This is a genomic window from Streptomyces sp. NPDC014864, assembly GCF_043081525.1.
GTDB lineage: Bacteria > Actinomycetota > Actinomycetes > Streptomycetales > Streptomycetaceae > Streptomyces.
Genome location: NZ_JBIBWT010000015.1, coordinates 113,870 through 138,316, shown reverse-complemented (window position 1 = coordinate 138,316; position 24,447 = coordinate 113,870). Strand labels below are relative to the sequence as shown.

The 24,447-nt window shown below is 72.0% G+C and carries 18 protein-coding genes; 12 read left to right on the top strand and 6 right to left on the bottom strand.

Going from position 1 to position 24,447, the window contains the following annotated elements; all coding sequences use genetic code 11:
• Positions 1–120 precede the first annotated feature (120 nt).
• Positions 121–1,362 carry a trypsin-like serine peptidase gene (locus ACF1A5_RS25450; RefSeq protein WP_392195177.1) on the bottom strand — a complete coding sequence of 414 codons (1,242 nt, stop codon included), beginning with the start codon at positions 1,360–1,362 and terminating at the stop codon, positions 121–123.
• A gap of 366 nt (positions 1,363–1,728) precedes the next feature.
• Here ACF1A5_RS25450 and ACF1A5_RS25445 point away from each other — a divergent pair, with 366 nt between their 5' ends.
• From ACF1A5_RS25445 to ACF1A5_RS25430, 4 genes are all read left to right on the top strand, one after another.
• Positions 1,729–3,189 (top strand): diaminobutyrate--2-oxoglutarate transaminase family protein, encoded by a 1,461-nt coding sequence (locus ACF1A5_RS25445; protein WP_392195176.1) that lies wholly within the window; start codon positions 1,729–1,731, stop codon positions 3,187–3,189.
• A 277-nt stretch (positions 3,190–3,466) separates the two neighbouring features.
• On the top strand, positions 3,467–5,560 hold the full coding sequence (locus ACF1A5_RS25440) for an IucA/IucC family protein (protein ID WP_392195175.1): 2,094 nt from the start codon (positions 3,467–3,469) through the stop codon (positions 5,558–5,560).
• 66 nt (positions 5,561–5,626) lie between these two features.
• Positions 5,627–6,442, top strand: a complete 816-nt coding sequence (locus ACF1A5_RS25435; protein WP_392195174.1) for a GNAT family N-acetyltransferase — start codon at positions 5,627–5,629, stop codon at positions 6,440–6,442.
• Positions 6,443–6,580: 138 nt separating this feature from the next.
• Complete coding sequence (locus ACF1A5_RS25430) at positions 6,581–8,557, top strand: ATP-dependent DNA helicase (RefSeq protein ID WP_392195173.1); 1,977 nt, start codon at positions 6,581–6,583, stop codon at positions 8,555–8,557.
• Between the two features lie 318 nt (positions 8,558–8,875).
• Here ACF1A5_RS25430 and lexA read toward each other — a convergent pair whose 3' ends face one another.
• Entirely contained in the window at positions 8,876–9,655 is a 780-nt protein-coding gene (gene lexA / locus ACF1A5_RS25425) for a transcriptional repressor LexA (protein ID WP_392195172.1), read from the bottom strand.
• 573 nt (positions 9,656–10,228) lie between these two features.
• On the opposite strand from lexA, the gene nrdR reads away from it, so the two are divergent.
• Positions 10,229–10,789, top strand: coding sequence for a transcriptional regulator NrdR (gene nrdR / locus ACF1A5_RS25420; protein WP_392195171.1), 561 nt, complete (start codon positions 10,229–10,231; stop codon positions 10,787–10,789).
• 163 nt (positions 10,790–10,952) lie between these two features.
• Positions 10,953–13,847 carry a vitamin B12-dependent ribonucleotide reductase gene (locus ACF1A5_RS25415; protein WP_392195170.1) on the top strand — a complete coding sequence of 965 codons (2,895 nt, stop codon included), beginning with the start codon at positions 10,953–10,955 and terminating at the stop codon, positions 13,845–13,847.
• A gap of 87 nt (positions 13,848–13,934) precedes the next feature.
• Here the strand turns inward: ACF1A5_RS25415 and ACF1A5_RS25410 are convergent, their stop codons facing one another.
• Positions 13,935–14,468, bottom strand: a complete 534-nt coding sequence (locus ACF1A5_RS25410; RefSeq protein ID WP_392195169.1) for a TerD family protein — start codon at positions 14,466–14,468, stop codon at positions 13,935–13,937.
• Between the two features lie 157 nt (positions 14,469–14,625).
• Between ACF1A5_RS25410 and ACF1A5_RS25405 the strand changes: the two genes are divergently transcribed.
• The 3 genes from ACF1A5_RS25405 (at position 14,626) to ACF1A5_RS25395 (ending at position 16,946) form a co-directional block, all read left to right on the top strand.
• Complete coding sequence (locus tag ACF1A5_RS25405) at positions 14,626–15,231, top strand: YdbC family protein (protein ID WP_392195168.1); 606 nt, start codon at positions 14,626–14,628, stop codon at positions 15,229–15,231.
• A 134-nt stretch (positions 15,232–15,365) separates the two neighbouring features.
• Entirely contained in the window at positions 15,366–16,025 is a 660-nt protein-coding gene (locus tag ACF1A5_RS25400; protein ID WP_392195167.1) for a histidine phosphatase family protein, read from the top strand.
• A gap of 12 nt (positions 16,026–16,037) precedes the next feature.
• Complete coding sequence (locus ACF1A5_RS25395) at positions 16,038–16,946, top strand: ADP-ribosylglycohydrolase family protein (RefSeq protein ID WP_392195166.1); 909 nt, start codon at positions 16,038–16,040, stop codon at positions 16,944–16,946.
• A gap of 38 nt (positions 16,947–16,984) precedes the next feature.
• Here ACF1A5_RS25395 and ACF1A5_RS25390 read toward each other — a convergent pair whose 3' ends face one another.
• On the bottom strand, positions 16,985–18,532 hold the full coding sequence (locus ACF1A5_RS25390) for an MFS transporter (protein ID WP_392195165.1): 1,548 nt from the start codon (positions 18,530–18,532) through the stop codon (positions 16,985–16,987).
• 182 nt (positions 18,533–18,714) lie between these two features.
• Between ACF1A5_RS25390 and ACF1A5_RS25385 the strand changes: the two genes are divergently transcribed.
• The 3 genes from ACF1A5_RS25385 to ACF1A5_RS25375 all read left to right on the top strand — a co-directional run bounded on the left by ACF1A5_RS25385 (position 18,715) and on the right by ACF1A5_RS25375 (position 20,820).
• Positions 18,715–19,338 carry a TetR/AcrR family transcriptional regulator gene (locus ACF1A5_RS25385; RefSeq protein ID WP_392195164.1) on the top strand — a complete coding sequence of 208 codons (624 nt, stop codon included), beginning with the start codon at positions 18,715–18,717 and terminating at the stop codon, positions 19,336–19,338.
• 82 nt (positions 19,339–19,420) lie between these two features.
• Positions 19,421–20,122, top strand: coding sequence for a ribonuclease HII (locus ACF1A5_RS25380; RefSeq protein ID WP_392195163.1), 702 nt, complete (start codon positions 19,421–19,423; stop codon positions 20,120–20,122).
• A 68-nt stretch (positions 20,123–20,190) separates the two neighbouring features.
• On the top strand, positions 20,191–20,820 hold the full coding sequence (locus ACF1A5_RS25375) for a hypothetical protein (protein ID WP_392195162.1): 630 nt from the start codon (positions 20,191–20,193) through the stop codon (positions 20,818–20,820).
• A gap of 392 nt (positions 20,821–21,212) precedes the next feature.
• On the opposite strand, the gene ACF1A5_RS25370 is transcribed toward ACF1A5_RS25375, so the two are convergent.
• Positions 21,213–21,827 (bottom strand): hypothetical protein, encoded by a 615-nt coding sequence (locus ACF1A5_RS25370; RefSeq protein WP_392195161.1) that lies wholly within the window; start codon positions 21,825–21,827, stop codon positions 21,213–21,215.
• A gap of 328 nt (positions 21,828–22,155) precedes the next feature.
• Positions 22,156–24,321 (bottom strand): RecQ family ATP-dependent DNA helicase, encoded by a 2,166-nt coding sequence (locus tag ACF1A5_RS25365; RefSeq protein ID WP_392195160.1) that lies wholly within the window; start codon positions 24,319–24,321, stop codon positions 22,156–22,158.
• Between the last annotated feature and the right edge of the window lie 126 nt (positions 24,322–24,447).

Here is a 24,447-nt window from a genome sequence, read left to right as displayed (position 1 = left end):
GACGCGGACGAGCGGTCCGAAGTGACACCCCACTATGCCCGTGGAGTTGGGAGAGAACTGCGAGGGGGCTGTGAAGGTTCCCGTGCGACCGGACCTCCACCGCCGTGGACGTCAGAAGTCCTACCGGCCCGCGAACTTCCTGCTGACCGAGTCGTAGACGCCCTTGGCCACCGTGCCCAGACGCGGTCCCGCCAGCCAGCCGGCCGTCACCGGACCGATCGAGGTGTTGGAGACCAGCGCGGGCTTGCCGTCCGGTCCCGTCTCGACCCAGCCGCCGCCGGAGGAACCACCGGTCATGGTGCAGCCGATGCGGTACATCGTCGGGTCCGGGGTGTTCAGCGACAGCCGTCCGGGCTTGTCCTGGCACTGGTACAGCCGCTGACCGTCGTACGGCGGCGCCGCCGGGTAGCCGGTCGCGGTGATGCTGTCCACCTTCGGCACGGCCGGGGCGTCGAAGTTCACCGGCAGCGCGCCGCCGACCGTCTCCTCCAGCGACTTGCCGTCGCCGCCCTTCTCCGGCGTGACGTGGATGACCGCGAAGTCGTACGAGGCGCCCTGCCCGCCGGTCGAACCGCCCTGCTCGATCCACTGCTCCGAGGTCTGCGCCCAGTCGCCCCACCACACGCCCAACGGGGCGACCTGGTCCCGGGTGGCGCTCTCCAACTGGCCCTCGCTGCGGCCCGCGTCGTTGTACGACGGGACGAAGGCGATGTTGCGGTACCAGCCGCCCTTCTTGCCGGCGTGCACGCAGTGACCCGCCGTCCACACCATGTTGGACCTGCCCGGGTGGGCCGGGTCCCGCACGACCGTCGCCGAGCAGACCATCGTGCCCTCGGGGGAGTCGAAGAACACCTTGCCCGCCGTCGCCGCGTTGGCGTGATAAGTCGGACGCACCGCCCGGGCCTCCACCGGGGCGGGCGCCGGGTCGGTGACCCCCTGGTCACCGGAGAGGTCGTTGTCGTCGACCGGCTTGTCGGGGTCCTCGGCCCGGCGCATCCGGTCCGGGTTCCACAGGCCCTTGATGATGGGGTTGACGAAGTCGTTCGCCTCGCGCAGCCAGTCGTCCCGGTTCCAGTTCTTCCAGGCGCCGTTCTTCCACTGGTCGACGTCGATCCCGTGTTCCTTCAGCTTCCGCCTGATGTCGTCCGGGATCCTGACCTTGCCATCGCCGGTGGCGCCGGGGTCGCCGGCGGTCGCGGAGGCGGTCGCGGCCCGGCCCTCCGCCGTGTCCTTGCCCGAGTCGCAGCCGGTGGCCGTGAGCGCCAGCGCCGAGACCAGGACAACGGCGGTCAATGCGCGGGGACTTGTGCGACGGGCACCTCCTCCTCGGCGGGCGGTGCGGGACGGCCGTATGGGACGCATGGTGGTGACTCCCCCTGATGTGGTCGAACTCTTTGTGCGGCCGCGGCACTCCACCGGATGTGGCGGACGGCTCTCGGGACGTGCTCACGGCGAGCTGGAACGGCACCACACACTATGCGTTCGCGGTGGGGGACCACCGACGGAAAGGCAACGGTTTCGCCACGGGGGCGGTCCGGCCGGCGCTCCGGCTGCCCGGCTTCTTCCGTCTCCGCGCGTGGATCTCCGAACAACCCGTAACCGTGCGGGCGTTCCGCTGTTGTAGCGGGTGGGGGGCCCGCTGCCCAAGTCCGGGTCCGCCCGTGGCGAGGGCGGAAAGCCGCCTGGTCAGCGCGAGAGCGCCTGGGGACATCGGGAGGACAGAGAGCCGTGACCGTGACCGAGTCAGCGCCCGGGGAGTGCGCGCCCACGGGGGCGCGCGCCGCGCACGAAGGGATCCTGCGGCGTCAGTCGGCGCGCGAGTCCGCGGCGCGCACCTATGCGCGCGCCCTGCCGATCGTCCCGGTCCGGGCGCGCGGACTGACCATCGAGGACGCCGAGGGCCGGCGCTACCTCGACTGCCTCTCCGGCGCGGGAACCCTCGCCCTCGGGCACAACCACCCGGTCGTCCTGGAGGCCGTCCGCGCGGTCCTCGACTCGGGCGCGCCGCTGCACGCCCTCGACCTCGCCACACCGGTCAAGGACGCCTTCATCACCGAGCTGTTCCACACCCTGCCGCCGGGACTCGTGGACCGCGCGCGCGTGCAGTTCTGCGGACCGGCCGGCACGGACGCGGTGGAAGCCGCGTTCAAGCTGGTGCGTGCCGCCACCGGCCGTACCACGATGGTCGCCTTCGCCGGCGCCTACCACGGGATGACCGCGGGATCCCTCGCCGCCTCCGGACACGCCCCCGACGTGCAGGTCGCCCACCTGCCCTATCCGCAGGACTACCGCTGCCCGTTCGGTGTCGGCGGCCCGCGCGGTGCCGAACTCGCCGCCCGCTGGACCGAGTCCGTCCTGGACGATCCCAAGTCCGGAGTCCCGCTGCCGGCCGGGATGATCCTCGAACCGGTGCAGGGGGAGGGCGGGGTGATCCCCGCGCCGGACGCCTGGCTGCGGCGGATGAGGCAGCTCACCGCGGACCGGTCGATCCCGCTCATCGCCGACGAGATCCAGACCGGTGTCGGGCGCACCGGCGCCTTCTGGGCGGTGGAACACAGCGGTGTGACACCGGATGTGATGGTGCTGTCCAAGGCCATCGGCGGCAGTCTGCCCCTGGCCGTCGTGGTCTACCGCGACGACCTCGACGTCTGGGCACCCGGCGCCCACGCGGGCACCTTCCGCGGCAACCAGCTCGCCATGGCCGCCGGTACCGCCACGCTGGCCTACGTCCGTGCGAACGCGCTCGCCGAACGCGCGGCGACCCTGGGCTCCCGGATGCTGACCCAACTGGAGCGTCTCGCCGCGGAGTTCCCGTGCGTCGGTGAAGTGCGCGGGCGGGGACTGATGATCGGGCTGGAACTGGTGGATCCGCAGGGGGAGGCGGGGGCGCCGGCCGGCACTCAGGGGCCGCACCCCGCGGCGCCCGCACTCGCCGCCGCCGTACAGCGGGAGTGCCTGCGGCGGGGCCTGATCGTCGAACTGGGCGGCCGGCACGCGAGTGTCGTACGGCTCCTTCCGCCCCTGACGATCAGCGACGAGCAGGCGGCGGCGGTGCTCGACCGGCTGTCCGACGCGGTCGCGGCGGCATCCCGCGGCCACGACGAGCGCACCGGGCGGCCGGGGCCGTCGCACGGGCGGCCGCCCGAGCGAGCGCCACGCCCGGCCGGGCCCGTCGAGGGGTCGGGGTAGCGCCGGGGCGCGGGTGCTCCGGTTGGGCGCGGTAGGACGTACGGGGTGCGGGGTGGCCGGTCGGCGCGGGTGGCGGGGCCGGCCGGCGCCGACCTGGGCGGGACCGACTCCGCCGTAGCTGACGCGGCCGGGAGCACCCCGGCCGGAGGTGACCGGCCCGGACCGACCCCGCCGTACCTGAACCGGCCGGTAGCGCCCCGGCCGGGTGCGCCCTGTCGGCGCAGAGCCGCGCCCCCTCCGCCACCGCCCCGACCCGAACGACCCCAGAGGAGCCTCCTTGAACGCCAGCCCCGAAACCGACGGCCGCTCCCGGGCCCTCGACGCGACCGAGACCGCGACTGCGACCGCGATTGCGCCCGAGACCGGCTCCGCCTCCGAGACCGGAACGGTCCCGCCCCAGTGGGGAGGGGCGGACGCCGGACAGCAGCCGGATACCCGGCAGCCGTCGGACGCCGGGCACCACTCGGACCCCGGGCACCACTCGGACACCGGTCAGCAGGGGAACGGCGCGACCACCGACCTCCTGGACCACCCCGAGCCGCACACCGCCGCCCGGGCCGCCGCCGTGGAGAGTCTGCTGCGCTGCTGGGTCCGTGAGACCGGCACCGCCGCCCCCCGTGACGGCACCCTCCGCCTTCCTCTCCCGGCCAGCGCCACGGACCTGTGCGTGCCGGTGCGCCACTGGTCCCCGACCGGCTGGCACCGCTTCGGCCTGCCGTACCTCGCCGGCGCCCCGGAGGACGCCCCGCCTGTCGACGCGCCCACCCTCGCGGCCCTGATCGCCCGGGAAACGCGCAGGCGACCCCTCTCACCGCCGTCTCCGGAGCCGGCGCCGACCACTCCGTCGCGGCCCCGGAACGCGGCACCGAGGGCAGCGGCGCCCGCGGGCTCCGCCGACGCCGTCGATCTCGTCGCGCGGGTCGCCGACTCCGTCCGTCGTACCGCGCTCTTCCTGGCCGACCGCCGGGAACGCCCCGCCGACGGCCCCGACCGCTTCCTCTCCGCCGAACAGGCCCTGCTGTTCGGGCACCCGCTGCACCCCACCCCGAAGAGCCGCGAGGGCCTGTCGGAGGCCGAGGCCCGCCTGTACTCACCGGAGTCGCGCGGCTCCTTCCCGCTGCACTGGCTGGCTGTCGCCCCAGCCGTGCTCGCCGCCGACTCCGCCTGGACCGAACGCGGCCGCCCCGTCCCCGCAGCCGGGCTCACGGCCCGGCTCGCCGGGGCCGACCTGCCGCTGCCCGACGGCCACGCGGCCCTGCCGCTGCACCCGTGGCAACTGCGCGAGGTCCGTCATCGCGCCGACACGGCGGCCCTGTTCGAGGCGGGACTGCTGCGCGACCTCGGCCCCCACGGCCCCTCCTGGCACCCCACGTCCTCCGTACGCACCGTGCACCGCACCGGTTCCCCGGCCATGCTCAAGCTGTCGCTGGGCCTGCGCATCACCAACTCCCGGCGCGAGAACCTCCGCAAGGAACTGCACCGCGGTGTCGAGGTCCACCGGCTGCTGCGCACCGGTCTTTCCCGGCAGTGGCGAGTGGCCCACCCGGGCTTCGACATCGTCCGCGATCCGGCCTGGCTCGCCGTGGACACCGAGGCCGGCGCCCCCGTACCCGGACTGGACGTGGTGATCCGGCACAACCCGTTCGGCCCGTCGGACGACGTCTCCTGCATCGCCGGCCTCGTCGCACTCCGCCCCTGGCCCGGCGCCCATTCCGGCTCCCACGCCCGCGCCGGGGCCGCCGCCCCGCCCCTGCGCTCCCGGCTGGACGACGTCATCACCCGACTGGCACTGCGCACCGGCCGTCCCCGGGGGGCCGTCGCCGCCGAGTGGTTCCTGCGCTACCTCGAACAGGTCGTACGCCCCGTTTTGTGGCTGGACGGCGAGGCCGGCATCGCCCTGGAGGCGCACCAGCAGAACACGCTGCTCCTGCTGGACGCCGACGGATGGCCCGCGGGCGGCCGCTACCGCGACAACCAGGGCTACTACTTCCGTGAGTCCCGACGCGCGGAACTCGACGCCCGGCTGCCCGGCATCGGCGAGCTGAGCGACACGTTCGTGGCGGACGAGGTCACCGACGAACGCTTCACCTACTACCTCGCCCTGAACAACGTGTTCGGCCTCATCGGCGCCTTCGGTTCCCAGCGCCTCGCCGACGAACGGCTGCTGCTGGCCGCCTTCCGCCGCTTCCTCGGCGCCCTCGCCTCCGGCCCTGCCCGCACGCGCTCCACCCTCCCGGGCCGGCTGCTCGACTCTCCGGTCCTGCGCTGCAAGGCCAACCTCCTGACCCGGCTGCACGGTCTGGACGAACTCGTCGGACCGGTCGACACCCAGTCCGTCTACGTCACCATCGCCAACCCGCTGCACCCCTGACCGCCCCGCCCCCCCTTCTTGTCTCCACGGGGCACGCCCCACCCCGTCTCCCGAGAGGAACGCGCCATGCCTCCCACCGACGCCGACGCCAGTACCGACGCCGGCCAGGCCTCCGGCACCGGGACCGCGCTCGGAACCGCCGCGGGCCCCGCCACCGGGACCGCCCTCGGCCCCGCCGCCACCGGCCACCCGGTGGGGCCGTGCCGCGTGGACCCCGACGGCGAGGACACGCTCGACCTGCGTCTGCCGGACGGCTTCCCGGCCCTCTTCACCGAGACGAAGCGGACCGACGTCACCGCCCCGGCCGTGGACGACCTCCTCGACGGCGTCGGCGGCTGGGGCCCCACCGCGACCCCGGCCGGCGTCTTCCACCTGGTCCCCGTCCGCCTCGAGCGCGACCTCCCGCTCATCAGCGGCTGGATGAACGACCCCGCCGTCGCCAAGTTCTGGCACCTGGCCGGCACTCCTGGTGTGACCGAGGCCCATCTGCAGGCCCAGCTCGACGGCGACGGACGCAGCGTGCCCTGCCTCGGCCTCCTGGAGGGGACCCCGATGAGCTACTGGGAGATCTACCGGGCGGACCTCGATCCGCTCGCCCGCCACTTTCCCGCCCGCCCGCACGACACGGGCGTCCACCTCCTCATCGGCGGTACCGCCGACCGCGGACGAGGGCTCGGCCGTGTGCTGCTCAGAGCCGTTGCCGACCTGGTGCTCGACCGGCGGCCGGCCTGCGCGCGCGTCGTGGCGGAACCCGATCTGCACAACGCGCCGTCCGTGGCCGCCTTCCTGAGCGCCGGCTTCCGGTTCTCCGCCGAGATCGAACTGCCCGCCAAGCGGGCCGCCCTCATGATCCGCGACCGATCCCTGCGCGACCAGCCGTGACATGAATTCCCCCGTGTGCCTCCGTCCGCCGTGCCACGCGTACGGATCCGGCTGGCGGTCCCGGTCGTCCCCGGGGCGCAGTCCGCTTCCCCGCTTGATCGCCCCTTTGTCAGTCCCGAGCCGTAGGGTGGTCGCGCTATGACGAAGCCCTCCCTCCCCGAACTCCTGCACGCCGCCGTCTCCGCCGTCGGCGGCACGGAGCGCCCCGGCCAGGTGACCATGGCCCAAGCCGTCGCCGACGCGATCGACGACGGCTCACACCTGCTGGTCCAGGCCGGCACCGGCACCGGAAAGTCCCTGGGCTATCTCGTGCCCGCGCTCGCTCACGGGGAGCGGGTGGTCGTGGCGACCGCCACCCTCGCCCTGCAGCGTCAGCTCGTGGAGCGGGACCTGCCGCGCACGGTCGATTCCCTGCATCCCCTGCTGCGCCGCCGCCCGGAGTTCGCGATGCTCAAGGGCCGGTCGAACTACCTGTGCCTGCACCGCCTGCACGAGGGCGTGCCGCAGGACGAGGAGGAGGGCCTCTTCGACCAGTTCGAGGCGGCGGCACCCACCAGCAGACTGGGCCAGGACCTGCTGCGGCTGCGCGACTGGGCGGACGAGACCGAGAGCGGCGACCGCGACGACCTCACGCCCGGCGTGTCCGACCGGGCCTGGACACAGGTGTCGGTCTCGTCCCGTGAGTGCCTGGGCGCCTCCAAGTGCGCCTACGGAGCCGAGTGTTTCGCCGAGATGGCCCGCGAGCGCGCCAAGCTGGCCGAGGTCGTCGTCACCAATCACGCGCTGCTCGCCATCGACGCCATCGACGGCGCGCCGATCCTCCCGCAGCACGAGGTGCTGATCGTCGACGAGGCGCACGAACTGGTCTCCCGGGTGACCGGCGTCGCCACCGGCGAACTCACCCCCGGCCAGGTCAACCGTGCGGTGCGCCGCGCCGCGAAACTGGTCAACGAGAAGGCCGCCGACCAGTTGCAGACCGCGGCCGAGGGCTTCGAGCGGCTGATGGAGCTCGCGCTGCCCGGCCGCCTGGAGGAGATCCCGGAGGACCTCGGATACGCGCTGCTGGCGCTGCGGGACGCCTCCCGCAACGTCATCTCCGCCATCGGTGCGACCCGCGACAAGTCCGTCCAGGACGAGGACGCGGTGCGCAAGCAGGCACTGGCCTCGGTGGAGAGCGTGCACGACGTGGCGGAGCGCATCACCAACGGCTCCGAGTGGGACGTCGTCTGGTACGAGCGGCACGACCGCTTCGGCGCCTCCCTGCGGGTCGCCCCCATGTCGGTGTCGGGCCTGCTGCGCGAGAAGCTCTTCGCGGACCGCTCCGTCGTCCTGACCTCGGCCACTCTCAAGCTCGGCGGCGACTTCAACGGCGTCGGCGCGTCCCTGGGCCTCGCCCCCGAGGGCACGGAGGGGGACGACGTACCGCAGTGGAAGGGCGTCGACGTCGGCTCGCCCTTCGACTACCGCAAGCAGGGCATCCTCTACGTGGCCAAGCACCTGGCGCGCCCCGCGCGGGACGGTGACCGGGGGGACATGCTCGACGAGCTCACCGAGCTGATCCAGTCGGCCGGCGGCCGGACGCTCGGGCTGTTCTCCTCGATGCGGGCCGCCCAGCTCGCCGCGGAGGACCTGCGTGCTCGTATCCCGGAGTTCCCGATCCTCCTCCAGGGCGAGGAGACGCTGGGCGAGCTGATCAAGAACTTCGCGGCAGACTCCAGGACGTGTCTCTTCGGCACGCTGTCCCTGTGGCAGGGCGTCGACGTGCCCGGCCCCAGTTGCCAGCTGGTCGTCATGGACAAGATCCCGTTCCCGCGCCCGGACGACCCGCTGATGAGCGCCCGCCAGAAGGCGGTCGAGGACGCCGGGGGCAACGGCTTCATGGCGGTCGCCGCCACGCATGCGGCGCTTCTGATGGCACAGGGCGCCGGGCGTCTCGTCCGGGCGTCCGGGGACCGCGGTGTCGTCGCCGTCCTGGACCCGCGACTGGCCACCGCCCGCTACGGCAGCTACCTCAAGGCGTCACTGCCGGACTTCTGGTACACCACCGACCGCAACCAGGTACGCAGGTCGCTGGCCGCGATCGACGCGACCGCGCAGCAGGCGGAGGCCCAGTGACGGTGCGGTGAGTCGCGGCGGCACAGATCAGAGGCTGACCCGGGCAGGGGCGAAGAGGGGCTGCGCCCGGGACAGCTCAAGTGGACCGGCTCGGCACAACGCCTGGAGGCCCGCCCCGGCCCAGCGCAAGGTGACGCAAGTCCGCCCCGCGCAGGGTGACGCAGGCCCGGCACAGCGCAGGACCCCGGAACCGGCGCAGGGGTTCCGGGGCCCGGTCTGGAAGCGGATACGCGTGATCCGCGGCCCGACCGCTCGGCGCGGGCCGCCGTCAGGGCGCGTGAGGCGCGTGTCCCTGCGGCCGGCTCGCTCGGCCGGGCGTCAGACGCGCCGCAGAACGGCCACCACCTTGCCGAGGATCGTCGCGTCGTCGCCGGGGATCGGCTCGTACGCCGCGTTGTGGGGGAGCAGCCACACGTGGCCGTCCTCGCGCTTGAAGCGCTTGACGGTGGCCTCGCCGTCGATCATGGCGGCCACGATGTCACCGTTCTCGGCGACCTGCTGGCGTCGGACCGTGACCCAGTCGCCGTCGCAGATCGCGGCCTCGATCATCGAGTCGCCGACGACCTTCAGGACGAACAGCTCACCGTCACCCACCAGCTGCCGGGGGAGAGGGAAGACGTCCTCGACGGACTCCTCGGCGAGGATCGGGCCACCGGCCGCGATCCGGCCGACCAGCGGGACGTAGGAGGCGGCGGGCTTGCCGACCGTGTCCGTGGACTGCAGCGTCGCGGCCTGGTCGGAGCCGCGGACCTCGTAGGCGCGCGGGCGGTGCGGGTCGCGGCGCAGGAAGCCCTTGCGCTCGAGTGCCATCAGCTGGTGCGCGACCGAGGAGGTGCTGGAGAGGCCCACGGCCTGGCCGATCTCCCGCATGGACGGCGGGTAGCCGCGCCGCTGCACGGAGTCCCTGATGACCTCGATCACCCGGCGCTGCCGGTCGGTGAGTCCGGAACTGTCCGCCCGGATGCCTGGCGGTCGGCCCGGCAGGGAGCGCTTGTGCCCCTCCGGATTCATGGCTTCGTTCATCGCATGCACCGGCTCGAGTCGGCCCTGGGAGCGGTCCTGGGCAGTGATGGTGGCACTGTCTGCGGTGGTGGTCACGTCGGCCCCTCTCGATGGTCTCCCTGCTGCACAACGGTAGAGGCTTTCGAAAGGTTGCGCCAAACACACGTTCGAGTGAAAAACCGCGAATCAGCGGACTTGATCATGGTCCGGGGTGTATAGCTGATGCGGATCCTGGCGGACAAAAGGGCCCATTGCTGTACTCTTCTCCGCCGGGGTGGCGACCTCGTGGGTGCCTTCCCAGTCTGCCATCCGGCGCCCCGCCGACCGGCCGCCGACTCGCATCTGCCCGGGAGTCCCACGCGCCCCCCGTGCGGCGCCCACGGTATCTCCGCAACCGCGCCGGCGGTACGTGCGTGTCTCCACGTGTTTCCCGCGGCGATGGGGGCACCTGTCGCCTGCGGGTACGCGCGCCGCGGCGGGCGACACGCGTGCGTGGGTTCGATGTAACGGCCAATCCCCACATCTAGTGGTTGGATGGCTACAGCAGCCCACAAGTTGTGGTCCCCCGGGTCTTCGGTCCCTCGATCATCGCCTATGCTTGGGGCTGCTTCGCGGGGCTCCTGGGGCTCGGCGAGGCTATTGAGTCTGCTGTGAGGAGGGTTGGAGTCCATGCACTGCCCCTTCTGCAGGCACCCCGACAGCCGTGTGGTCGACAGTCGTACGACCGACGACGGCACGTCGATCCGCAGGCGCCGCCAGTGCCCTGACTGCTCCCGTCGGTTCACGACCGTGGAGACGTGCTCGCTCATGGTGGTCAAGCGGTCCGGAGTCACCGAGCCCTTCAGCCGTACCAAGGTCATCAACGGCGTGCGCAAGGCATGCCAGGGACGGCCTGTCACCGAGGACGCGCTCGCGCTGCTCGGCCAGCGGGTCGAGGAGGCGGTGCGGGCCAGCGGAAGCGCCGAGGTCGCCGCCCACGACGTGGGGCTGGCCATACTCGGCCCTTTGCAGGAACTCGACCTCGTCGCCTTTCTGCGGTTCGCCTCCGTCTACCGGGCGTTCGACTCGCTCGAGGACTTCGAGGCCGCGATCGCGGAACTCAGGGAAGGGACGCGACACCCCGCCGCGGAGGACGTGGACGGTGACGACGCCGTCGGGGGGAGCCAGGAAGACGACCGCGGGCGCGGTGGGACGGCTGAGGTCCCCGTGCCCGCGCGTGCCGCCGACTGATCGGCGCGCCGGGTCGGACCACGTGTCCGGGGCCGGCCGGACGGCGGCGACGAAGACCGGTTGCGGGCGGCAGCGACAGGGGTGCCCGCAGCACCAGACAGAACACCGTGTCTCCGGAACATCGGGGCACTTCAGGGCGTTTTCGCCCGTAGAGGGAGGCGGCATGACAGAGACGGCGAGCGGTCCGGCACGAGGTTCCCGCGCCAAGGGCGGCAAGGGCACCAAGGGACTGCACATCGAGCGCATCCACACCACCCCCGGCGTGCACCCGTACGACGAGGTGGCCTGGGAGCGCCGTGACGTCGTCATGACCAACTGGCGCGACGGCTCGGTCAACTTCGAGCAGCGTGGCGTCGAGTTCCCCGACTTCTGGTCGGTGAACGCGGTCAACATCGTCACCAGCAAGTACTTCCGCGGTGCCGTCGGCACCCCGCAGCGCGAGGTCAGCCTGAAGCAGCTGATCGACCGCATCGTGAAGACCTACCGGAAGGCCGGCGAGGACAACAAGTACTTCGCCTCGCCCGCCGACGCCGAGATCTTCGAGCACGAGCTGGCCCACGCCCTCCTGCACCAGATCTTCAGCTTCAACAGCCCCGTCTGGTTCAACGTCGGCACCCCGCAGCCCCAGCAGGTCTCCGCCTGCTTCATCCTGTCCGTCGACGACTCCATGGAGTCGATCCTCGACTGGTACAAGGAAGAGGGCATGATCTTCAAGGGCGGCTCCGGCGCCGGCCTGAACCTCTCCCGCATCCGCTCCTCCAAGGAGCTGCTCTCCTCCGGCGGCAACGCCTCCGGTCCGGTCTCCTTCATGCGCGGCGCCGACGCCTCCGCCGGCACCATCAAGTCCGGCGGTGCCACCCGCCGCGCCGCCAAGATGGTCATCCTCGACGTCGACCACCCCGACGTGGAGGACTTCATCGAGACCAAGGTGAAGGAGGAGGAGAAGATCCGCGCGCTGCGCGACGCGGGCTTCGACATGGACCTGGGCGGCGACGACATCACGTCCGTCCAGTACCAGAACGCCAACAACTCGGTCCGTGTGAACGACGAGTTCATGAAGGCGGTCGAGGAGGGCGGCAAGTTCGGCCTGCGCGCGCGGATGACCGGCGAGGTCATCGAGGAGGTCGACGCCAAGTCCCTGTTCCGCAAGATGGCCGAGGCCGCCTGGGCCTGCGCCGACCCGGGCATCCAGTACGACGACACCATCAACCACTGGCACACCTGCCCGGAGTCCGGCCGGATCAACGGCTCGAACCCCTGCAGCGAGTACATGCACCTGGACAACACGTCCTGCAACCTCGCCTCGCTGAACCTGATGAAGTTCCTGAAGGACGACGGCAAGGGCAAGCAGTCCTTCGACGTCGAGCGCTTCTCGAAGGTCGTCGAGCTGGTCATCACCGCGATGGACATCTCCATCTGCTTCGCGGACTTCCCGACCCAGAAGATCGGCGAGAACACCCGCGCCTTCCGCCAGCTCGGCATCGGCTACGCCAACCTCGGCGCCCTGCTGATGGCGACCGGGCACGCCTACGACTCCGACGGCGGCCGCGCCCTCGCCGGCGCCATCACCTCCCTGATGACCGGCACCGCGTACAAGCGCTCCGCCGACCTGGCCGCGGTCGTCGGCCCGTACGACGGCTACGCCCGCAACGCGCAGCCGCACCTGCGCGTCATGAAGCAGCACTCCGACGCCAATGCCACGGCCGTCCGCATGGACGACCTGGACACCCCGGTGTGGGCCGCGGCCACCGAGGCCTGGCAGGACGTGCTGCGCCTCGGCGAGAAGAACGGTTTCCGTAACTCCCAGGCGTCCGTCCTCGCGCCCACCGGCACCATCGGTCTCGCGATGTCCTGCGACACCACCGGTGTCGAGCCGGACCTCGCGCTGGTGAAGTTCAAGAAGCTGGTCGGCGGCGGCTCGATGCAGATCGTCAACGGCACCGTCCCGCAGGCCCTGCGCCGCCTGGGCTACCAGGAGGAGCAGATCGAGGCGATCGTCGCCCACATCGCCGAGCACGGCAACGTGATCGACGCACCCGGCCTCAGGCACGAGCACTACGAGGTGTTCGACTGCGCCATGGGCGAGCGTGCCATCTCCCCGATGGGCCACGTCCGCATGATGGCCGCGATCCAGCCGTGGATCTCCGGCGCCATCTCCAAGACGGTCAACATGCCGGAGTCGGCGACCGTCGAGGAGGTCGAGGAGATCTACTTCGAGGCCTGGAAGCTCGGCGTCAAGGCGCTCGCGATCTACCGCGACAACTGCAAGGTCGGCCAGCCTCTCTCCGCCAAGAAGAAGGAGGAGGAGAAGGTCGAGGTGACCGCCAGGACCGAGGCGACGATCCGCGAGGCGGTCGAGAAGGTCGTCGAGTACCGCCCGGTCCGCAAGCGTCTGCCGAAGGGGCGTCCCGGCATCACCACCTCCTTCACCGTCGGCGGCGCCGAGGGCTACATGACCGCCAACTCCTACCCGGACGACGGTCTCGGTGAGGTCTTCCTGAAGATGTCCAAGCAGGGTTCGACCCTCGCGGGCATGATGGACGCCTTCTCCATCGCCGTCTCGGTGGGCCTGCAGTACGGCGTGCCGCTGGAGACGTACGTCTCGAAGTTCACCAACATGCGCTTCGAGCCGGCGGGTATGACGGACGACCCGGACGTGCGGATGGCGCAGTCGATCGTCGACTACATCTTCCGCCGCCTGGCGCTGGACTTCCTGCCCTTCGAGACGCGCTCCGCGCTCGGCATCCACTCCGCCGAGGAGCGCCAGCGTCACCTGGAGACCGGCTCCTACGAGCCGATCGACGAGGAGGTCGACGTCGAGGGCCTGGCCCAGTCGGCGCCGCGCGCCCAGGAGCTGAAGGCCGTCGCCGCGCCGAAGGCCGAGGTCGAGGCGGCCAAGCCCGCTCCGCAGCAGGCGCACACCAGCGCCGAGCTGGTGGAGATGCAGCTGGGCATCCAGGCCGACGCCCCGCTGTGCTTCTCCTGCGGTACGAAGATGCAGCGGGCCGGCTCCTGCTACATCTGCGAGGGCTGCGGCTCGACGAGCGGCTGCAGCTGATCCGGACGGCGGCGCGGTGCCGTGACACCGTGACGTGAGGTGAGGGGCGTCGGCCTGGCCGACGCCCCTCACCCGTCTCCCACCGGACTACGACAGGTGCACCCGGCCCATACGTCGGGTGAACGTCGCCGGATCGTCCTCGAAACCGTGCGTGCCCGGACGGAAGTCCCAGCTCCCGGACTCCTCGCGCACGAACTCCGCGACCGCCGCGGCCGTCGCCCCGGGCACCCCGCCGAAGCCGTCCTCGGCGAGGACCGTGTAGCCCTCGCGGATGCGCAGCCCCGGGCCGAGCACGTCGGCGAAGGTCCGGTGGTCGTCACCCTGCTGGATGACGACGCCGACCACCACGCGCGCGTACCGGTCGGCGAGCCGGTCGAGCTCCAGCGTCATGATCTCGTCCCAGCCGAAGCCCTTGCCGTCCCTGCTGTCCCGGTTGAGGTAGATCGTGCCGTCCGGGGAGCGGCTGTCGAAGTGCACCACGTACGCCGGGGTCCCGTGAGGATCGTCCGCGGTGTAGGTCGCGGCGACGATGTCCAGGTCCGTCGGCGGCTGCCCCGCCGGACTCGGGTCCCACCTCAGTGACACCTCGACCTTGCGGATCCCCTTGCTGAGCCCGCTCACCAGCCTCCCCCTTCTCCGGTCGCCGTGCCTCCCCGTGCCCCAACTGCGCGGCATCGGGGGCTCGTTGTCCATCGTGCCACGCGCGCGGGGGCGCTTGCGCGGGTGCTGTCCCCACGAGCGTGACCGGCGCCACGCTCCCTGGCCTTACGATGGCGCGGTGCTGGTCAAGTGGATTCGCTGCACCGTGGTGGACCGCCGCGGCTTCGAGCGGGGGCAGCGGAAATGGGCGGGGCTTCCGGGAGAGCCGGGATTCCGGGGGCAGGGCGGTGGCTGGAGCCGGCTGCGGCCGCAGGTGGCGCACGTCTTCGCCTTCTGGGAGAGCCGCGCCTTCTACGACTCCTTCATGGCCCGCTCCCACGACCGGCTGGCGGCGGCGCAGGCCGGCACGTTCAAGGACGCCCAGGTCAGGCTGTTCGACTACCGGTTCGACGTGAAGACCGGCTTCGAGCCGCGCTTCACCGACGCCGACCTGCTGCGGGTGGCCCTCTGCCGCATCCACGAGGAGCGCGCCGAGCACTTCACGCTGATGCAGGAGAAGGTCTGGAACCCGGCGATGGCGGGGTCGCCCGGCATGGTCCGCGGCCTGTTCGGCGAGGCCCCGGGGAACGAGTTCCTGGTGCTGTCGATGTGGCAGTCCTCCGCCGAACACGGCAAGTACCGCACCGAGCGGGTGGAGCGGCTCGCCCTGCGCGCCCAGACGGAGGCCGACGTCGCGGCCCTCACGGGAGACATCGTGGAGCTGGAGCCCGGCTGGACGGTGTGATGGTGATCCCGCCGATCACCTGGAGGCGATGCTCGTGTGCTCTGTGTGGTGCACGGTGCACGATCTGTGTGACCTACGCCGTACGGTGCCCTTTCGAGTCCTCGATCGGGCGTCACCCGATCTAGTGTTCTGGCATGGCACGACCACGGCGCATCGTCCTTGTCCGGCACGGCGAGTCGACGGGCAATGTCGATGACTCCGTCTACGAGCGTGAACCCGACCACGCCCTGGCGCTGACCGAGCGCGGCTGGCGGCAGGCGGAGGAGACCGGCAAGAAGCTGCGCGAGGTGTTCGGACGCGAGCAGGTCAGCGTCTACGTCTCGCCCTACCGCCGCACCCACGAGACCCTCCGCGCCTTCCATCTCGACCCCGAGCTCATCCGGGTGCGCGAGGAGCCCCGGCTGCGCGAGCAGGACTGGGGGAACTGGCAGGACCGCGACGACGTACGCCTCCAGAAGGCCTACCGGGACGCCTACGGTCACTTCTTCTACCGCTTCGCCCAGGGCGAGTCCGGCGCCGACGTGTACGACCGGGTCGGCGGCTTCCTGGAGAGCCTCTTCCGCAGCTTCGAGGCCCCCGACCACCCGCCCAACGTCCTCCTGGTCACCCACGGGCTGGCCATGCGGCTCTTCTGCATGCGCTGGTTCCACTGGACGGTCGCCGAATTCGAGTCGCTGTCGAACCCCGGGAACGCCGAGATGCGGATGCTCGTTCTGGGGGACGACGGCAAATACACCCTTGACCGGCCGTTCGACCGATGGCGGAACCCGGAACCGTACGGGATCACCGGATAGAGTGACAAAGCGATGACCCCTGACCTCTCTCCTCACGGGCGCCTGGAGCGCGCCCTCGCAAGCCTGCGCGGACTCGCGGTGGGGGACGCCCTCGGCTCCCAGTTCTTCGTGCCGGTGAACCACCCGCTGCTCAAGCTCCGCGAGCTGCCCCCCGGCCCGTGGCAGTGGACGGACGACACGGAGATGGCCTGCTCCGTGGTCGCCGTCCTGACCGCACACCACCGCATCGACCAGGACGCGCTCGCGCTGTCCTTCGCGACCCACCACGACTTCGACCGGGGCTACGGCCCCGCGGTCAACCGCCTGCTGCGGCTGGTCAGGGAGGGCGGCGACTGGCGCGAGCTCGCCGCCGCGCTCTTCAACGGCCAGGGGTCCTGGGGCAACGGCGCGGCGATGCGCATAGCTCCGCTGGGCGCCTGGTACGCGGACGACCCGGAGCAGGCGACCCACCAGGCGGAGATCTCGGCCTACCCCACGCACCAGCACCGCGAGGCCGTGGTGGGCGCCATGGCCGTCGCCGCGGCCGCCGCGCTGGTCGCCGCCCCGGGCGGCCCGCCGACGGCCGAGTCCCTGCTCGACGGGGTCATCGCCCTGGTCCCGGCGAGAAGCGCCGTGGGCGCGGGCCTGCGACGCGCCCGCGACATGCTCGACTACGCCGACGCGGGCACCGTCGCCGCCGTCCTCGGCTGCGGCCGGCGGACGACGGCCCACGACACGGTGCCCTTCGCCCTCTGGTCGGCCGCGCGGGCCCTCGACGACTACGAGGCGGCCTTCTGGACGACCGCGCAGGCCGGCGGAGACGTCGACACCACCTGCGCCATCGTCGGCGGGGTGCTGGCAGCCGGGAAGGCCGGCGCTCCGCCCGGCCCGTGGCTGGGACGGACGGAGACACTGCCGGAGTGGATCCCGGCCGCCGTGTGAGGTTCCCGCGTGGCCGCTCGCGCGGGGCGGCCGCGCGGTCAGCCGAGGGCGGGGCCCGCCGAGCCGGACAGGGCCTCCAGGTCGCTCCTGCGGACCCGGATCACCAGCCAGGCCGTGACCAGGGCGAGCACGGCCATGGCCGCCGCCGGGACGAAGGCCGTGGCGATGCCGTGGGCGAGCACGTCGTGCCCCCAGGGAGCGGGCAGCTGACGGGTCCTGGCGAACTCCGCCTTCTGCTCCGCCGAACCGTCGGCGAGGAACTTCGGCAGCTGCTTCTTCGCCTCGTCCTTGCTGGCCGAGCCGAACACCGTGGTCAGGATGGACAGTCCGAGCGAACCACCCACCTGCTGCGTGGCGTTGAGCAGGCCGGAGGCGGCGCCCGCCTCGTGCGGGGCCACGCCCGAGACAGCCGTCACCGTCGCGGTCACGAAGTTCAGGCCCATGCCGAACCCGAAGACCAGCATCGGCCCGAGGACCCCGCCGAGGTAGGAGCTGTCCGGGCTGATGAGGGTCTGCCAGGCCAGTCCGGCCACCACGAGCGTGGAGCCGGTGAGCATGAACGGCTTGGGCCCGAGCTTCGGGAGGAACCGCTGCGACAGACCCGCGCCCACCGCGATGGCCGCGGTCACCGGCAGGAAGGCCAGCCCCGCCTTGATCGGGCTGTACCCCAGCACGTTCTGCACGAAGAGCACGATGTAGAAGAACATGCCGAACATCGCCGCGGCCAGGCTCAGCATGATCACGTACGTGCCCGAGCGGTTGCGGTCGGCGAACATCCGCAGCGGGGTGATCGGCTCCTTGGCACGCCGCTCGGTGAGCGCGAAGGCGAGCAGCAGGACCGCCGCGGTCGCGAAGGACCCGACCGTCAAGCCGTCCCGCCAGCCGTCCTCCGACGCGCGGATGAAGCCGTACACGAGCGCGGCCATGCCGACCGTCGAGGTCAGCGCGCCCGCGATGTCGAAGCGCCCGGGGTGCCGCTCGGACTCGTGGATGTACATCGGGGTGAGGAACGCGATCAGCACTCCGATCGGCACGTTGACGAAGAGCACCCAGCGCCAGTCGAGCCACTCGGTGAGCATGCCGCCCGCGAGCAGACCGATCGCGCCGCCTCCCGCGGAGACGGCGGCGAAGACGCCGAAGGCCCGGTTCCGCTCCGGGCCCTCGGGGAAGGTGGTGGTGATGAGGGCCAGCGAGGTGGGCGACGCGATCGCGCCGCCCACGCCCTGCAGGGCGCGCGCGGCCAGCAACTGCCAGGGCTCCTGGGCGAGTCCGCCGAGCAGCGAGGCGAAGGTGAAGAGCAGGATTCCGGTCATGAACACCCGGCGGCGGCCCAGGATGTCGCCGGCCCGGGCGCCGAGGAGCAGCAGGCCGCCGAACGTGAGTGTGTAGGCGCTGACGACCCAGGTGAGGTCGGTGGTGCTGAACTTGAGCGCGTCTTGAATGTGCGGGAGGGCGATGTTCACAATCGTCGCGTCGAGTACCACCATGAGTTGGCAGGCCGCGATGACCGTGAGCGCGATACCGGGATGCCCGTCCCGGCGGGCCGCACCCGGCTTCTGGTGTCGAATCAACTGAGAGGTTGTCACTATGGGTCCCCCACAACAGCTTTAGTGAACGATGGCGTTCACTGTCGCGTCAACGGTAGTGAGTCCCCGCTAGTGAACGCAAGCGTTCACTTATGGCTCCGTCATGCGGCGTGTCCCCCGCCGCGGCCGATGGACCTCCTCACCCCGCACAATCCGCTCCCCTGTTCGCTGGAGAATCACAGATGGTTACCTCGCGCTGGGCGGCTTCCCCCGCCCGGACGGCCACCCCCCGCCGGCGCGGCGCCGTGCTCGAACGCGCCATCCTCGACGCCGCGCTGGAGCAGCTCAGCACGGTCGGCTGGAAGGGCCTGACCATGGAGGGCGTGGCCGCAGGCGCCCAGACCGGGAAGGCCGCCGTCTATCGCCGCTGGCCCTCCAAGGAGGAGCTCGTCGCCGACGCCCTGCAGGCCGGACTGCCACGCGTCGACGGGGCGCCGGATCTGGGAAGTGTGCGCGAGGATCTGCTGGCGCTCTGCCGTCAGGCCCGCGACGCGATGTACTCCCGTCCCGGCTTCGCGCTTCGCGCCGTGATTCACGAATGCGACCCGAGTCAGGCGGAGCGCTTCCATGGCGTGATCTTCGAAGGTGTCGTGGAGCCGATGATCCAGCTGCTCCGCGAGGTCATCGTCCGTGGAATAGAACGCGGAGAGGTCCGTCCCGACGCGGCCAACGGCTATGTCTTCGACGCCGTACCCGCCATGATGATGTACCGCTCGAAGATGTGCACCAGCGAATGGAGCGATCAGGATCTGGAGGAGATGATCGACCAGCTGATGGTTCCGCTGCTGCGGCCGGGCGGACCCTGAACGCCCGCCCGAACGGCCCTGGAGCCACCAGGGACGACCAGGGTGTCGCGACGGGATCCGGGCGGCGTACGCTAAGGGCGCCATGCCGTACGAACCACCCACTCACACCGTCGAGCGCTCCCTCCGGGCCACGACCGGAGCGAAGGTCATTGCCGGTGTCGACGAGGTGGGGCGCGGTGCCTGGGCCGGTCCCGTCACCGTCTGCGCGGCGGTCACCGGACTGCGCCGGCCCCCTGTGGGCCTCACCGACTCCAAGCTGCTCACCGTCAAGCGCCGTACCGCGCTCGCCGGGGAGTTGCGGACCTGGGTGACGGCGTACGCGCTCGGTCACGCCTCCGCGCAGGAGATCGACGACATGGGGATGACGGCGGCGCTGCGGCTCGCGGCGGTGCGTGCCCTGGAGGGGCTGCCGGTCCGCCCCGAGGCGGTCATCCTCGACGGCAAGCACGACTACCTCGGCACACCCTGGACCGTCCGTACGGTCATCAAGGGCGACCAGTCGTGTGTGGCCGTCGCGACGGCTTCGGTGATCGCCAAGGTTCACCGCGACAAAATGATGGCCGAACTGGGTACCGACCATGCAGACTTCGGTTTTGCGGCCAACGCCGGGTATCCGTCGCCCGTGCACCGGGCCGCGCTGGAGGAGCGGGGCCCCACCCCGTACCACCGGCTCACGTGGGCGTATCTTGATGCGCTGCCCCGGTGGCGGCACCTCAAGAAGGTCCGCGCCTGGGCGGACGGAGGCGCTCCGGAGATCGAGGGTCAGCTCGGCTTCGACTTCTGACGGTTCCACCCGCCCCGATGTGCCACCCGCCCACGCGGGCCGTACCAACGTTTGATAAACATCAGCCCATGCCTCTCCTTCCCGAGGAGCCTCAGATTCACGAGAGTGCCCAGGGTCCCCGCGCCACTCCGGCCACCGGACGCACCGCGCCGACCCCCCGTCCCGTACCCGGCCCCCGCCCCGCGGCTCCGTCGCGTCCCGGTCGTCCCGGCCCTGTGCGGCCGGCGCCGTCGGCGCAACGCGTGCCACGGGACGTGACCGCCGCCAAGCCCGGGCCTTCGGCCCCGGCTGCCCCCGCGCCCTCGGGGAGCCCGCAGATCCAGCTGATCCCGGCTTCGGCCGAGGGGGCGCTGGACGCGGCCGAGGAAGCGGTCGACCTGCTTCTGGACTCGGGTCGCGCGCCCGGTGAGGTGCTGGTGGTCACCACCGGTGAGCCGCACCCGTGGGCCGCCCACGAACTGTCCTTCGGCGAAGCCGCCTACTGGGCCCAGCACGACGCGGGCGACGACGTCTTCTACGCGAACGCCTCCGCGGTCACCCGTGCCGCGGGCCGTCCCGTGGTCGTGGTCGCCGTCAACGGCGGTGCGACTGCCGCTGTCGCCGAGGCTCTGCCCCTGGCGCACACCCGGGCCGGCGCCCTGCTGATCGTCTGCGGCGATCCGCAGCAGATCAACTCGGTGCTGGGCGCGAGCGTCTGACCGCCTGACCGCCGGCAGCCTGACCCCTTCCCGGTGTGCCGGGGAGCGGGTGCGTCGCTGCGTCAGGTGCCCCGGTGCGTCCGGGCACGCCTGTCCGGCAGGCTTCGTACGCGGCAGGTGTGTTCGGACGTACGGATGCGGACGGACGTACACGGTGGAGGGGCCCTCCGGCGTCACTGCACAGCGGGCCCTCCGGCATGCCCGGACAGCCGTGCCGGACGGCCACGCGCCGGACGGCCGGGGCGGGTCGGCGGTGGCCGTGGGCGGGAGGCGCGGGCAGGCTCGCAGCCGCGGTGGTCGTCACCGGATTCATGTGGCCGCAGGGCCCCGGTGTCCCTCGATACGTCCGTGGTGTCTGCGGTGGCTCCCGGGTGCCTGTGGTGGGTCCGCGGTCAGCGGGCCGCCACGCGCCGCAGGACCTCGGAGGCAGCCCCGCCGGTGCGCGGCAGCGGAGGCAGTGACGCGGCGGAGCCGAACGGTTCGGGCGCCGAGTCCGCGTTCGGCCGGCGGCCGCCGCGGCCCTCGCCGAGCACCTGCCAGCCCTCCCGGGTCAGCGTGATGTACGCCCCGCAGCGCAGTCCGTGCAGTGTGCAGGCGTCACGCAGCCCCCACATCCAGGCGCCGTCCTCCTCGGTCCAACGCCCGTCCCCCTCACGGCAGTAGAGCAGCACGGCGGTGCGCACCGGAGTGCGGCGCCGCAGGTCGTGCGGGATGACCCGGCGCAGCTGGGAGAGCAGCGCGTTGCGGAACATCCAGCCGTCGGCGGGGGCCGGGCGGCGCACGAAGGAGGCGCTCGCCTGCACGCGCTCGTCCGGGTCGAGGACCGCGACGACCGCGGTCGCCGGTCCGGGATGGTGCCGGGCATGCAGTCCGCTGACCACTTCCCGGGGGTTGCGCAGCAGAGGGATGCCCGCGGAGGCCCACTCGGCGGGTTCGAGCACACGATGGGCGGAGGCGGCGGACGTCGACAGCGAGGCCGCCGAGGACGGAGCGAATCCGAAGGTCACGTTCCTCCCTTCGGCTACGCGCCCACACTGCGGGCGGGGTCGGATTCGGGGGAGCGCACACCGCAGCGGAGCCCTACCGGATCACGTCCGAGCCGTGCGGGGAGCGGACTTCAATTCTTCCTGCCGAACTTGGATGCGGCAACGAGCAATTGGGGCCACCGACCGTTATCGGGTGAGCCGTGGCTTATATCCTTACCCCGAGTGCACCCGCGCGACTCCCGAGCCGTTCGAACCCCCCACGTTCCTACGCCACGGAGCCGTGCGCGGTCCAGAGGGGCGCACGTTCCGTGACGGCGGGAACGCGGGCAGCCCCCCCGCGGATCCCTTTTCAGCCCTGCACGGCCAGGACCAACGGCAGCACACCCTGGGCGCCGGACCTTCTCAGCAGGCGGGCGGCGACAGCGAGGGTCCAGCCGGTCTCGGTGTAGTCGTCGACCAGGAGCACCGGACCGGGGTTCCCGGCGAGGGCCGCGGCCAGGGCGGGCGGCACCGTCAGCGCCCCGTCGAGAGCCTTGAGGCGCTGGGCGCTGTTGCTCCGGGCCGCCCGGTGCGCCTGCCCGGCGTACTCCACGGTGCCCAGCAGCGGCAGCCTTCCGATCCGGGCGATGTGCTCGCCCAGGGAGTGGATCAGCCGCGGCCGGGTGCGCGAGGCGAGTGTGACGACGCCGACCGGGCGCGGTGCCCCGTCCGCCGCCCCGGCGGCCCAGCCGTCCGGCCCCTTCGCCCAGTCGGCCAGCACGCCCACCACGGCCCGCGCCACGTCTTCCGGCACAGGGCCGTCGGGCGCGTGCGGCGCGAGCATCGGGCGCAGCCGGTTGCCCCAGCCGATGTCCGACAGGCGCCCCAACGCCCTGCCCGGCCCCGCCTGTTCACCGGCCGGAATGCGTCCCTTGAGCTCGACGCCGATCGCCGGGAGGCCCGTCGGCCACATGCGGCGGGGCTCCACCTCGACGCCGGCCCGGCCGAGATCCACGCGCGCGGCCTCCACCGCCGTGGTCGACGTGTCAGCCGTGAACCGGGCGCCCGCGCACATGTCGCAACGTCCGCACGGTCTGGCGGTGTCGTCGTCGAGCTGGTGCTGGAGGAACTCCATCCGGCAGCCCGGCGTCGCCGCGTACTCGCGCATCGCCTGTTGTTCGGCCTTGCGCTGCTTCGCGACCCAGTCGTACCGCTCCGCGTCGTACGACCACGGCCGGCCGGTCGCGACCCAGCCGCCCTTGACCCGCCTGACCGCCCCGTCGACGTCGAGGACCTTGAGCATGGCCTCCAGGCGGGAGCGCCGGAGCTCGACCAGCGGTTCCAGAGCGGGCAGGGACAGCGGGCCCGCCGCGCGGGCGAGCACGTCCAGCGTCCGGCGCACCAGCTCCTCGGAGGGGAAGGCCAGCGACGCGAAGTACTCCCAGATCGCCTCGTCCTCCTTTCCCGGCAGGAGGAGCACCTCCGCGTGCTCGACACCGCGGCCGGCGCGGCCCACCTGCTGGTAGTAGGCGATCGGGGAGGACGGTGAGCCCAGGTGCACGACGAATCCCAGGTCGGGCTTGTCGAACCCCATGCCGAGCGCCGAGGTGGCGACCAGGGCCTTGACCTTGTTGGTCAGCAGATCGTCCTCGGCCTGCTGGCGGTCGGCGTTCTCCGTCTTCCCCGTGTAGGAGGCGACGGTGTGGCCGCGTCCGCGCAGGAAGGCGGTGACCTCCTCGGCGGCCGCCACGGTGAGCGTGTAGACGATCCCGGACCCGGGCAACTCGTCGAGGTGGTCGGCGAGCCAGGCCATCCGGTGCGCGGCGTCGGGCAGCCGCAACACGTTCAGGCTGAGGCTCTCCCGGTCGAGCGGGCCGCGCAGCACCAGCGCGTCCGACGCGCTGCCGGTCCCCAGCTGCTCGGCCACGTCGGCGGTCACGCGGGCGTTGGCCGTGGCCGTGGTCGCGAGGACGGGCACTCCCGGCGGGAGCTCGGTGAGCATCGTGCGCAGCCGCCGGTAGTCCGGGCGGAAGTCGTGGCCCCAGTCGGAGATGCAGTGGGCCTCGTCCACGACGAGCAGCCCGGTCGCGGCCGCGAGCTTGGGCAGGACCTGGTCGCGGAAGTCGGGGTTGTTCAGCCGCTCCGGGCTGACCAGGAGTACGTCCACCTCGCCCGCGGCGATCTCGCTCTGGACGGTGTCCCACTCCTCGGTGTTCGCCGAGTTGATGGTGCGGGCGTGGATGCCGGCCCGGGCCGCCGCCTCCACCTGGTTGCGCATCAGCGCCAGCAGCGGGGAGACGATCACCGTGGGGCCGGCGCCCCGCGCCCGCAGCAGGGAGGTGGCCACGAAGTAGACCGCGGACTTGCCCCAGCCCGTGCGCTGGACGACCAGGGCGCGGCGGCCCTCGGCGACCAGCGCCTCGATCGCCCGCCACTGGTCCTCGCGCAGCCGTGCCGTGCCCGTGCCGTCGCCGACGAGCCGGGCGAGAACCGCGTCGGCCGCCGCCCGGAGGTCCGCGTTGTTCGTGTGCTCCATGCGTTCCATACAACAGGACGGCACTGACAATCGGGACGGCGGCGGTACCGCGCCGGGTGCGGTTGATGTGTTCCTGATTGGACTTGTCCACAGGTCAAAGCGGAATTCGAAGTTCCGCGAGATCGT